Here is a 12,971-nt window from a genome sequence, read left to right on the forward strand (position 1 = left end):
GATGACCAACCCCGCAGCAGCTGACCTGATCGCGCGCTCCAACCGCCTCGGCGCCGATCCCAAGAACACCAACTACGCGGGTGGCAACACCTCGGCCAAGGGCACTGAGACCGACCCGGTGACCGGCGAGCCGGTGGAGCTGCTCTGGGTCAAGGGATCCGGCGGCGACCTCGGCACGCTGACCGAGTCCGGCCTGGCGGTGCTCCGCCTGGACCGGATGCGCAGCCTGGTCGACGTCTACCCGGGCGTGGAGCGCGAGGACGAGATGGTCGCCGCGTTCGACTACTGCCTGCACGGCAAGGGTGGTGCGGCGCCGTCGATCGACACCGCCATGCACGGCCTCGTCGACGCCGCGCACGTCGACCACCTCCACCCCGACTCCGGCATCGCGATCGCGACCGCCGCCGACGGCCCCGAGCTGACCACGACCGTCTTCGGTGACAAGGTGGTCTGGGTGCCGTGGCGCCGGCCGGGCTTCCAGCTCGGCCTCGACATCGCCGAGATCAAGGAGAAGAACCCGCAGGCCATCGGCTGCATCCTCGGCGGCCACGGCATCACCGCGTGGGGCGACACCAGCGAGGAGGCCGAGGCCAACTCGCTGTGGATCATCGACACCGCCGCCGCCTACATCGCCGAGCACGCCAAGGCCGAGCCGTTCGGTCCCGCCCTCGACGGGTACGCCGCCCTGCCGGACGCCGAGCGGCGCGCCCGGGCCGCCGCGCTGGCCCCGACGATCCGCGGCATCGCGAGCGCCGACCGTCCGATGGTGGGCCACTTCACCGACTCCGAGGTGGTCCTCGACTTCCTCGCGAGCAGCGAGCACCCGCGCCTGGCCGCGCTCGGCACGTCCTGCCCCGACCACTTCCTGCGCACCAAGGTGAAGCCGCTGGTGCTCGACCTGCCCCCGACCGCGAGCGTCGAGGACAGCATCGCCCGGCTGCACGAGCTGGCCGCGGCGTACCGCGAGGACTACCAGGGCTACTACGACCGCAACGCCGTGGCGGACTCGCCGGCGATCCGCGGCAAGGACCCGCTCATCGTGCTGATCCCCGGCGTCGGGATGTTCAGCTTCGGCAAGGACAAGCAGACCGCCCGCGTGGCGGGGGAGTTCTACGTCAACGCGATCAACGTGATGCGCGGGGCCGAGGGGCTCTCGACGTACGCGCCGATCGACGAGGCGGAGAAGTTCCGGATCGAGTACTGGGCGCTCGAGGAGGCCAAGCTCCAGCGGATGCCGAAGCCGAAGCCGCTCGCCACCCGGGTCGCGTTCGTCACCGGCGCCGCCTCCGGGATCGGCAAGGCGACCGCGGCGAAGCTCGCCGCCGAGGGCGCGTGCGTCGTGATCGCGGACCTCAGCCTGGAGAAGGCCCAGGAGGCCGCCGCCCAGCTGGGCGGCGCCGACGTCGCCGTCGGCGTCCAGGTCGACGTCAGCGACGAGGCGGCCGTCCAGGCGGCCGTCGACGCCGCGGCGCTGGCCTTCGGCGGGATCGACCTGGTCGTCAACAACGCCGGCCTCTCGCTCTCCCGCTCCCTGCTCGAGACCACCGAGCGCGACTGGGACCTCCAGCACGACGTGATGGCGAAGGGCTCCTTCCTGGTCGCGAAGGCGACCGCGAAGGTGATGATCGAGCAGCAGCTGGGTGGCGACATCGTCTACATCTCCAGCAAGAACTCGATCTTCGCCGGCCCCAACAATGTCGCGTACGGCGCCGCGAAGGCGGACCAGGCGCACCAGGTCCGGCTGCTGGCCGCCGAGCTCGGCGAGCACGGGATCAAGGTCAACGGCGTCAACCCCGACGGCGTGGTCCAGGGCTCCGGCATCTTCGCCAGCGGCTGGGGCGCCAACCGGGCCGCGGTCTACGGCGTCGAGGAGAAGGACCTGGGCAAGTTCTACGCCCAGCGCACGATCCTCAAGCGCGAGGTGCTGCCCGACCACATCGCCAACGCGGTGTTCGTGCTCTGCGGTCCCGAGCTCACCCACACCACCGGCCTGCACATCCCGGTCGACGCCGGGGTCGCGGCCGCCTTCCTGCGATGAGGTCGCGCGGATGAGCGGCCCGGTCCGGGTCGCCGCGGTCGACCTCGGCGCCACGTCCGGGCGGGTGATGTCCGGCCGGATCGGCGACGAGCGGGTCGAGATCAACGAGCTGCACCGCTTCCCCAATGGAGCGGTGCGGGTCCGCGGCTCGCTGTTCTGGGACGTGCTCGGCATCCACCGCGAGGTGCTCAAGGGGATCGGCGAGGTGGCCCGGACCGGGCCGCTGCACGGGATCGGCATCGACTCGTGGGCGATCGACCACGGCCTGCTCGACCGTGACGGCCAGCTGCTCGGCCAGGTCTTCAGCCATCGCGACGCCCGGGTCGACGGGGTCGCCGACAAGGTCGTCGCCGAGGTCGGAGCGGCCCGGCTCTACGGCACCACCGGCATCCAGCAGCTCCCGTTCAACACGCTCTACCAGCTGGTGGCCGCCCGCGGCAGCGCCGCGCTGGAGTCGGCCGAGAGCCTGCTGCTGCTGCCCGACCTGCTCGGCTACTGGCTCACCGGCGCCGTCGGCGCCGAGCGCACCAACGCCTCCACCACCCAGCTCTACGACGTCCGCACGGGCGCCTGGGCGGTCGACCTGTGCCGCGAGCTCGGGCTGCCGTGGGGGATCCTCCCGCCGCTGCGCGATCCCGGCTCGCTGCTCGGGCCGCTGCTGCCCGAGGTCGCCGCCGAGCTCGGCGTGCCGGCCGAGGTGCCGGTGGTGGCGGTGGGCTCCCACGACACCGCCTCGGCGGTGGTCGGCGTACCCGCCGAGAGTGGGGACTTCGCCTACATCTCCTCGGGCACCTGGTCGCTCGTCGGCCTGGAGCTGACCGAGCCGGTGCTGACCGAGGAGGCGCGCCGGGCCGACTTCACCAACGAGATCGGCGTCGACGGCACGGTGCGCTTCCTGAAGAACGTGATGGGCCTGTGGGTCCTCTCGGAGTCGCTGCGCTCGTGGGCCGAGCGGCGCTACCAGGACGTCGAGCTGCGCTCGCTGATCGCGGCCGCCGCCGAGTTCGAGCCGCTGCGCACGGTGGTCGACATCAACGACCCGCGCCTGCTCTTCCCGAGCACCGCCGCCGACCCGATGCCGGAGCGGATCGCGACCTTGGCGGCCGAGGCCGGCGAGGTCGTCCCGCACTCGCCGGTCGCGATCACCCGCACCATCGTCGACAGCCTCGCCGTCGCGTACCGCCGCCACGTCCGCGCGGCCGCCGCACTGGCCGGCAGCTCGCCCACCGTGGTGCACGTGGTCGGCGGCGGCTCCCAGAACGAGGTGCTCTGCCAGCTCACCGCCGACGCCTGCGGCCTGCCGGTCCTCGCCGGACCGGTCGAGGCGGCCGCGCTCGGCAACGTACTGGTCCAGGGCCGGGCCCTGGGCGCCGACCTGCCGGACCTGCCGGCGATGCGCGACCTGATCCGCCGCTCGTACGACGTCAGGCGCTTCGAGCCGCGCGACGGGCTCGACTGGGACGCGGCCGAGCGACGAGTCGGGTGACATGGTCGCCGTGCGGCGAGCGGGCGGCGAGGACGAGGAGTGGGCGCCCACCGACCTCGACCTCGAGATCCTGAGCCTGCTCGCGCACGGGCTGACCATCGACGCCATCGGCCGCCGGCTCGGCATGTCCGACCGGACGGTGCGCCGTCGGATCCGCACCATCGCGGACGACCTCGGCGTCGACTCGTCGATCGAGGCGGTCGTGCACGCCGTCCGGCTGGGCCTGATCTGAACGGGGAGATCGCGCGAACGGATGAGATCGACGCGAGCGTCTCGAGACGTCGTACGGCGACGGTGTGCGGGGGAGGGGCCGCTCGGCGGCTCGGATGGGGCGCGCTGTAACACGGTGTCCGCTGCCCTTCCGGACCCGGGACGTCGCGCAATGGGGGCCGTACGGGTCCGCTACAGGCGACGCGCGTCATGAGGAGCAGCCGACAACGTGTTACAGCGGTCGCACACCCACCACCCCCGCGAACAACGTGTTACATCGCGACCGAGGCAAGACCGCGGAGCGAAGACCTGCTCGCTCGCCCATCGAACGACACCCACCCCGTCAGCGTGCGTGTCATGACAGGCAGCAGACGTCACCTGTCCGCGCGATGTCCAAGCCTGGGTCCAGGCTGAGCCGACCCGGCCAGCAAAGTCGGCCGTCCGGATCCGGACAACGGCCTTGTGGCGACGGTCACATCCCTTCTAGGTTGCGGATTGCAACGTTTCAACCAGGAGGACCCCCCCATGACCCCACGCCGCCGGCTCCTGACCTCCACGGTCGCGGCAGCCACCCTCACCCTCGGCATGCTGACGGGAGCGCCCTTCGCCGGGACCGCGCCCGCCGTGGCAGCGCCGGCCGCCGTCGACGACGGCCTCGCCGTCACCGGCCTGCAGACCAACGGCCGCACCACGCCGCTGGGCGTCGGCGCCGACGACGTGGTCTTCGGCTGGCGCTCCACGTCCGCGGCCCGCGGCGCGGTGCAGAGCGCCTACGAGCTCGAGGTGTCGGAGGCCGACGGGGGAGCGAAGGTCTGGTCGTCCGGCAAGGTCGACTCCGACGACCAGCTCGACATCGCCTACGGCGGCCCGACGCTCGCCTCGCAGACCCGCTACAGCTGGCGGGTGCGGGTGTGGGACGGCGCGGGCCAGGCCGGCGGGTGGAGCGACCCGACCTGGTTCGAGACCGGCCTGCTGGACGCGAGCGACTGGGGCGACGCGGAGTGGGTCGGCGCGCCCGCCGACGTCGAGGCCGCCAAGTGGACCGACTACACGGCCGACTTCGACTTCACCCTCGACAACCTGGTCTTCGCGGCGATGATCCGCAGCGCGAACACCAACAACGGCTACATGTGGCAGGTCAAGGCCGTCGGCAACCAGGCCCTGTTCCGGCCGCACACCAAGATCAACGGCAGCTACGCCTCGCTCGGCGACGTCGACATCAGCTCGATCATCACCGCCGACGAACTGCGCACCGGTGAGCACCGGATGAGCGTGACCGTCGACGGCAACACCATCACCACCTCGATCGACGGCGAGCAGATCGACTCCCGCACCCGGACGAACTTCGCCCAGGGCTTCGTCGGCTTCCGGACCTCGGTCGCGACCGAGGGCACCGAGGCGTTCACCGTCCACGCCGTGCACGTGCAGGCCAAGAACGGCACCGTGCTGCTCGACACCGACTTCACCGACGGCAACCCGTTCAAGGGCGGCACCCTGGTGAGCGACGGCCTGGAGGTCAAGGGCAACCAGGAGTTCCTCTGGCGCTCGCCCGACGACAACCTGCCGCTGCTGCGCACCGACTTCGCCACCGAGAGCGGCAAGACCATCGAGCGCGCCCGGATCTACGCCACCGCCCGTGGCATCTACGAGCTGACGCTCAACGGCGAGCCGGTCGGCGACCAGCACCTGGCCCCGGGCTGGACCGACTACAACACCCGCTTCCAGCACCAGACCTACGACGTCACCGACCAGGTCCGCGAGGGTGACAACGGGCTGGGCGCCACCATGGGCAACGGCTGGTGGGGCGGCAAGGTCGGCATGTGGGGACCGGGCGTCTACGGCAACCGGCTCTCGCTGCTCGCCCGGCTGCGCATCGACTACACCGACGGCACCAGCCAGTGGGTCGACTCGGGCGACGGCTGGACCACCCACGCCGGCCCGTACCTCGCGGCGGACAACATCGACGGCGAGACCTTCGACGCCCGCCTGGCCCAGCCCGGCTGGGACCAGCCCGGCTACGACGACAGCGGCTGGACGCCCGCGGTTGCCCGCGAGTCGGCGACGGCGCTCGTCGTACCCCAGCCCGACGAGCCGGTGCGCACGACCCAGGAGCTCGACGTCGTCGAGCGCACCGAGCCGACGCCCGGGACCTTCGTCTACGACCTCGGCCAGAACATGGTCGGCGTCGCGCGGATGGTGCTGACCGGCCAGCCCGGGACCACCGTCAAGGTCCGCTACGGCGAGATGCTCAACCCCGACGGCACTCTCTACACCGCCAACCTGCGCGCCGCGAAGGTGACGGACTACTACACCTTCGGCGCCGGCGGCACGGTCACCTACGAGCCGGCGTTGACCCAGCACGGCTTCCGCTACGTCGAGATCACCGGCGCCAGCACGCCGCCCGCCGCGAGCGACGTCACCGGCGTGGTGTGGGGCTCCGACCTGCCGGCCACCGGCGACCTCGAGACGTCCAGCCCGATGCTCAACCAGCTCCTCAGCAACATCTCGTGGGGCCAGCGCGGCAACTTCGTCTCGATCCCGACCGACACCCCCGCCCGCGACGAGCGACTCGGCTGGACCGGTGACATCAACGTCTTCGCCCCGACCGCGAGCTACCTGCGCGACACCCGGGCGTTCCTCTCCAAGTGGATGACGGACCTGAGCGACGCGGCGTACGACGACGGCAACCTGCCGGGCATCGCCCCGGTCCCGCCGGGCATCGACCTCGGCACCGGGCTCGGCTGGTCCGACGCCGGCATCACGGTGCCGTACGCCGTCTTCAAGGCGCAGGGCGACACCGCGATCGTGCGCCAGAGCTACGCGCTGATGACCAAGTACCTCGACCTGGTCGAGGCCGGGGCGGGTGCCGACCTGATCGACACCGCGCGCGGCAACTGGAACGACTGGCTCAACCTCGACGACCCGACCCCGGTGGGCGTGCTCGGCACGGCCTACTACGCCGAGGACGCCCGGATGCTCGCGGAGATGGCCGCGGCCATCGGCGAGGACGCCGACGCCGCGCGGTTCGCGCAGCTCTCGGCCGACGTCCGGGCCGCGTTCGGCGCGGAGTTCGTCGCGGCCGACGGCACCGTCACCGGCAACAGCCAGACCGGCTACGCGATGGCGCTGGGCATGGACCTGGTGCCCGACGAGCTGCGGGACGCGGTGGCCGCGAAGTTCGTGGCCAAGCTCGCCGCGAGCGACAACCACCTGACCACCGGGTTCCTCGGGACGCCGTGGCTGCTCCCCGCGCTGACCTCGATCGACCGCGACGACCTCGCCTACGAGCTGCTTCTGCACGAGGACTACCCCTCGTGGGGCTACGAGGTCGCGATGGGCGCCACGACCATGTGGGAGCGGTGGAACTCGATCAACCCGGACGGCTCCTTCGGCGACGTCGGCATGAACTCCTTCAACCACTACGCCTACGGCGCGGTCGGCGACTGGATGTACCAGAATATCGGCGGGATCAGCCCGCTCGAGCCGGGCTATCGCAGGTTCCGGGTCGCCCCGGCCGTGGACGGCGCGCTGAGCGACGCCCGTGGCGAGTACGACTCGGTCTACGGCACCATCGCCACCGACTGGAAGCGGCAGGGAGACGACCTCACCCTGGCGGTCGACGTACCTGTCAACACCACCGCCGAGGTGGTGCTGCCCGCGGCCAACACCTGGGCCGTCACCGAGGGCGGTGACCTCCTCCCCGACGTGACGGGCGTCCAGGACGTCAGCAGCGCCGACGGCGAGGTCGTCGTGACCGTCGGGTCGGGCAGCTACGACTTCACCGTGACCGCGTCCGACGCGCCCCTGGGGACGGTCCTCGACCTGATCGCGGCCGCCCGCGAGCACGTCGGCGACACGGTGTCGGCCGGTGACCTGGCCGACGCCGACGGGACGCACCTGACAGAGGGCCTCGACGAGGCCCGGGACGAGGTGCTCGCGGCCCGCACCGCCGAGGGCGATGCCGTCGCCGAGCACCTGGTGACCGCGCTCGACGCGATCCGCGACCTGCGCACCTGGCTCGGAGGGAGCGAGGTGGACGGACCCGTCCGCGGCGACGTCGACCGTCGTCTGGCCGCCGTCGAGCAGGCGCTCGCCCGCCTGGTGATGTCGACCAACGGCCTGGCGGTCAGCCTGCCGCCGGTCGACGCACCGGTGGCGGCGGGGAGCGAGGTGACCGGGGCCGTCGTCGTCGCCAACGACGGTGACGCCGAGGTCTCCGACCTGACCGCGACCGTCGAGGTCGACGGCTGGACGCCGGCGAGCGTCGCGCTCGCCGACCTCGCACCCGGCGCGAGCGCCGAGCTCCCGGTGACCCTGCGGGTCCCGGCGAACGCGGCCGCCGGAGGCCATGACGCCACGGTGCAGGTCTCCTTCACCCTGGACGGCCACGACTACACGGTCGACGACGCCACCGCGGACTGGGTCCGGGTCGACTCCGGTCTCGGCATCGGCGACATCACGGCGGAGCCCACCGGCGAGGACCCGGTCGAGCGGGTCGTCCTGGACGTTCCGGTGCACAACGCCGGCGACCGCGACACCCGGGTGTCCGCCGCGGTGCGCGGCCTGCCCGCCGGCTGGCGGGCGGTGCCCTCCGCCGAGACGGTGGTCCCCGCCGGGGAGACGGTCACCGCGAAGGTGCCGGTGGCGGTGCCGCTCGACCTGGTCGGCGGGAAGGTCGACCTCACGGTCGACGTCCGGCAGGCCGGCCGGACGACGGTGTCCAAGGCGACGAGCGTGACCGTCGACCTGCCCCACCCGCCCACGGCGCAGGCCGTCGACCACGTCGACTTCGGCGCCTCGGCGTCGGAGCAGGCGCACGGGCTGCAGGCCTCGGCGAGCAGCGGCACCAACAGCGAGGCGGGCTACACCCGGCGCTACGCGCACTCGGCCTACCCCGGCTCCTGGTACTCCGTCGAGGTGAGCGTGCCGGCCGGTGAGCCGTTCGTGATCCGCAACCTGGAGACCTACGACGGCGCGCGGACCAAGAAGTACAACGTCTACGTCGACGGTGTGCTGGTGAAGACCCAGCTGGTGCCCCGCAGCGAGCCGGGCGCCGGGATCAAGGTCTACGACCTGCTCGTCGACGACCCGGCGGTGCTGCCCGCCGACGGGACGGCGCGGATCAAGTACGAGTACCCGCTCGACGCCTCCGGCTACTTCGACCCGTCGATCGCCGACATGTGGGTGCTGCCGCTGGGCGACGACACGCGGGCGCCGGACGTCTCGGCCACCGTCACCGGCGGTGTGCCGGGGACGGGCGGCTGGTACGCCTCGCCGGTCACCGTCGAGGTGGCGGCCGCCGACGGTCGCGACCCGGCGCCGGCCGTCGAGGTCGGCCAGGACGCGGGCTGGCAGGCCTACGCCGGTCCGGTCGGCATCGCCGCGGAGGGCGAGCACACCGTCTCCTACCGGGCCACCGACGCGGCGGGCAACCGGTCGCCGGTCGGCACCCTGAAGGTCGGCATCGACCTGACGCCGCCCACCACGGTCCTCACGATGGAGCGGGGCAGTGGCGTGGACGGGTCCGACCGGGCGCGGCTCGCGCTCACCGCGGAGGACGCGCTGAGCGGCGTGGCCACCACCCGCTACCGGATCGACGGCGGCGCGTGGCAGCGCGCGGACGACAGCCCGGTCCAGGTCGAGGGCTACGGCGACCACGTCGTCGAGTACGCCTCGACCGACCTCGCCGGCAACACCGAGGCGGTGCACCGCACCACGGTGACCCTCGCCGACGTCGACCAGATCGCCGCGGTGGTGGCTCCCCAGGTGACGGGGCTCGCGCAGTACGGCGCCACCCTGACCGCGACCGACGGCTCGTGGAACACCAAGGGGCTGGACCTCTCGCGCGAGTGGCTGCGGGACGGGAAGCCGATCCCGGGCGCGACCGGCTCGACGTACGTCGTCGGGGTGGCGGACCTGGGCACCCGGCTCTCGGTGCGGGTCACGGCCAGCAAGGCCGGTGGGAGCGGGGTCGCCGACTCCGCCGCCGTCGGTCCGGTGACCGCGGCCGAGCTGGCCCTCGGCGCCCCGGTCGTCTCCGGCAAGGCCCGGGTGGGCAAGCGGCTGACGGCGAGCCTGGCGGTGCCGGCCGGAGCCACGGTGAGCTACCAGTGGTTCGCGGGCAAGAAGGCGGTCAAGGGCGCGACGGCGAGCTCGCTGCGGCTGGCCGCGAAGCTCAGCGGCAAGCGGATCAGCGTGCGCGTGACGGTGTCCCTCCCGGGCCACCAGACCGCGACGGTGACCAGCGCCAGGACCGCCAAGGTCAAGCGGCGCTGATCTCCGAGCGCCACGACGGCGGAACGGCCCAACCGCGTGACTCGCGGTTGGGCCGTTTCGGCGGTACGGTATGAATCGTTTCAAGAGCCAAGAGGTGGGAGAGTGGGCGGCATGCGGGTCGCGCTGATGGTCACCTGCGTCAACGACGCCATGTTCCCCGGCACGGGCCAGGCCGTCGTCCGCCTGCTGCGCCGGCTCGGCGTCGACGTCGACTTCCCCCAGGCGCAGACCTGCTGCGGGCAGCCGATGGTCAACACCGGCTACCTCGACGAGGCGGTGCCCGCGGTGCGCTCCTTCGTCCGCGCCTTCGAGGGCTACGACGCCGTCGTGACCCCGTCCGGCTCCTGCGCCGGGTCCGCGCGCCACCAGCACCGGCTGGTCGCCGAGCGCTCCGGCGACCCCGGGCTCGCGGCCGCGGTCGCCGAGACGTCGCCCCGGACCTACGAGCTCAGCGAGTTCCTCGTCGACGTGCTCGGGGTGACCGACGTCGGCGCCTACTTCCCCCACTCGGTGACCTACCACCCCACCTGCCACTCCCTGCGGATGCTCGGCGTCGGCGACCGGCCGCGCCGGCTGCTCGAGCGGGTCCGCGGCCTGCGGCTGGTCGACCTGCCGAAGGCGGAGGAGTGCTGCGGCTTCGGCGGCACCTTCGCCCTCAAGAACGCCGACACCTCCGTGGCGATGGGCTCCGACAAGGCCCGCCACGTCCGGGAGACCGGCGCCGAGGTGCTGGTCGCCGGCGACAACTCCTGCCTGATGCACATCGGCGGCGTGCTCGGGCGGGGGCGGGCCGGCGTCCGGGTGCTCCACCTAGCCGAGATCCTCGCCTCCACCGAGGAGCAGCCCGCATGACCGGAACCTTCGTCGGCATGCCCGCCTTCCCCTCCGCCGCCCGCGCGGCGCTCGCCGACACCCAGCTGCGCCACAACCTGGCCCACGCCACCGGCGTGATCCGCGGCAAGCGGGCCGCCGTGGTCGGCGAGGTCGACAACTGGGAGGAGCTGCGCCTGGCCGGCGCGGCCGTCAAGGAGCGGGCGCTGCTCGCGCTCGACACCCAGCTGGTGCGACTCGAGGAGTCGCTGACCGCCCACGGCGCCGTCGTGCACTGGGCCCGCGACGCCGAGGAGGCGAACCGGATCGTCGTCGGCCTGGCCCGCGCCCACGAGGTCGACGAGGTGGTCAAGGTCAAGTCGATGCTCACCCAGGAGATCGGCCTCAACGAGGCGCTCGAGGCCGCCGGCATCGCCGCCTGGGAGACCGACCTCGCCGAGCTGATCGTCCAGCTCGGCGGCGACCTGCCGAGCCACATCCTGGTACCGGCGATCCACCGCAACCGCGCCGAGATCCGCGAGATCTTCGCCCGGCGGATGGGTGAGGTGGGCCGTCCCGCGCCCGCGGACCTCACCGACGAGCCGGCGGTGCTGGCGGGCGCGGCCCGCGAGCACCTGCGCGAGAAGTTCCTGCGCGCCCGGATGGCCGTCTCCGGCGCCAACTTCGCCGTGGCCGACACCGGCACCCTCGTCGTCGTGGAGTCGGAGGGCAACGGGCGGATGTGCCTGACCCTGCCCGAGGTCCTGGTCAGCATCGTCGGCATCGAGAAGGTCGTCCCCACCTGGGCCGAGCTGGACCCGCTGCTCCGGCTGCTGCCGCGCTCCTCCACCGGCGAGCGGATGAACCCCTACACCTCGACCTGGAGCGGCATCACGCCCGGCGACGGCCCGCAGGAGGTGCACGTCGTGCTCCTCGACAACGGCCGCACCCGCGCGCTCGCCGACGAGGTCGGCCGCCAGGCGCTGCGCTGCATCCGCTGCTCGGCCTGCCTCAACGTCTGCCCGGTCTACGAGCGCACCGGCGGCCACGCCTACGGCTCGGTCTACCCGGGGCCGATCGGCGCGATCCTCAACCCGCTGCTGCGCGGCACCGGCGACCCGCAGACCGACGCGCTGCCCTACGCCTCCTCCCTCTGCGGCGCCTGCTTCGAGGCCTGCCCGGTCCGCATCGACATCCCCGAGGTGCTGGTCCACCTGCGCTCCCAGGTCGTCGACGGACACCGCGAGGACCGCGTCCCCAAGCCCGAGGCGGTCGCCTTCCGCGGTGCCGGCTGGGCCTTCGGCGACGCGAGGCGCCTCGACCGGGCCGAGCGGCTGTCCTCGCTCGCCGGCCGCCTGCTCCGCCGCCGCGGGCGTACGTCGCTCGGCCGGCTCCCCGGCCCCGGCTCGGCCTGGACCGACGCCCGCGACCTGCCCGCCCCGCCGACCGAGTCGTTCCGCGACTGGTGGCGACGCACCGACGGAGGGGAGCGCCCGTGAACCGCGCCGAGAACGGTGCCGACAACAGCGCCCGCGCCGAGATCCTCGGCCGGGTCCGCGCCGCGCTGCTCGACGTCGGGGGCGACCTCCCGGACGCCCCCGTCGTCGCGCCCGCCGGCGCTGGTGCTGGTGCCGCCCCCGGCGACCTCGTGGCGCTGTTCGCCGAGCGGGTCGCCGACTACCGCGCCACCGTGGTGCGCTGCTCGCCCGACGACCTGACCGCCGCGGTCGCGGCCGCCCTCCCCGCCGGTGCCCGGGTGGTCGTGCCTGCGGGACTGCCGGACGACGTCCGCGCCGGCATTCCCGACCCGATCGCCGACACCGGCCTCTCCGCGACCGAGCTGGACGCCGTCGACGCCGTCGTCACCCGCTGCCGGGTCGGCATCGCCGAGACCGGCACCATCGTGCTCGACCACGAGCCCGACCAGGGCCGCCGCGCGATCACCCTCGTCCCCGACCACCACGTCTGCGTGGTCGACGCCGGCCAGGTGGTGCCCGACGTACCCGACGCCTTCGCGCTGCTCGACCCCCACCGCCCCCAGACGTGGATCAGCGGACCCAGCGCGACCTCCGACATCGAGCTCGACCGGGTCGAGGGCGTCCACGGCCCGCGCCGGCTGCTCGTGATCGTGGTCGACCCCGCCTGACCCGC

General features: G+C 73.1%; 7 protein-coding genes. All 7 read left to right on the forward strand.

Annotated elements, in window-relative coordinates:
- Position 1 precedes the first annotated feature (1 nt).
- The 7 genes from JOD66_RS18470 (at position 2) to JOD66_RS18500 (ending at position 12,966) form a co-directional block, all read left to right on the forward strand.
- Positions 2–2,038, forward strand: coding sequence for a bifunctional aldolase/short-chain dehydrogenase (locus JOD66_RS18470; RefSeq protein WP_204838288.1), 2,037 nt, complete (start codon positions 2–4; stop codon positions 2,036–2,038).
- A gap of 10 nt (positions 2,039–2,048) precedes the next feature.
- Positions 2,049–3,524, forward strand: coding sequence for a rhamnulokinase (locus JOD66_RS18475; protein WP_204838289.1), 1,476 nt, complete (start codon positions 2,049–2,051; stop codon positions 3,522–3,524).
- Position 3,525: 1 nt separating this feature from the next.
- On the forward strand, positions 3,526–3,756 hold the full coding sequence (locus JOD66_RS18480) for a helix-turn-helix domain-containing protein (protein ID WP_204838290.1): 231 nt from the start codon (positions 3,526–3,528) through the stop codon (positions 3,754–3,756).
- A 503-nt stretch (positions 3,757–4,259) separates the two neighbouring features.
- The gene (locus tag JOD66_RS18485; RefSeq protein ID WP_204838291.1) at positions 4,260–10,010 is read left to right on the forward strand and encodes a family 78 glycoside hydrolase catalytic domain; all 5,751 of its coding nucleotides are present in this window, start codon (positions 4,260–4,262) and stop codon (positions 10,008–10,010) included.
- Between the two features lie 111 nt (positions 10,011–10,121).
- Entirely contained in the window at positions 10,122–10,862 is a 741-nt protein-coding gene (locus tag JOD66_RS18490) for a (Fe-S)-binding protein (protein WP_204838292.1), read from the forward strand.
- Positions 10,859–12,319, forward strand: a complete 1,461-nt coding sequence (locus JOD66_RS18495) for a lactate utilization protein B (RefSeq protein ID WP_204838293.1) — start codon at positions 10,859–10,861, stop codon at positions 12,317–12,319. Before JOD66_RS18490 ends, JOD66_RS18495 begins: the two co-directional genes overlap by 4 nt.
- Positions 12,316–12,966: a LutC/YkgG family protein gene (locus tag JOD66_RS18500; RefSeq protein ID WP_204838294.1), complete on the forward strand. Its 651-nt coding sequence runs from the start codon at positions 12,316–12,318 to the stop codon at positions 12,964–12,966. The genes JOD66_RS18495 and JOD66_RS18500 overlap by 4 nt, the downstream gene beginning before the upstream one ends.
- Positions 12,967–12,971 lie beyond the last annotated feature (5 nt).

Source organism: Nocardioides nitrophenolicus, assembly GCF_016907515.1.
Classification (GTDB): domain Bacteria; phylum Actinomycetota; class Actinomycetes; order Propionibacteriales; family Nocardioidaceae; genus Nocardioides; species Nocardioides nitrophenolicus.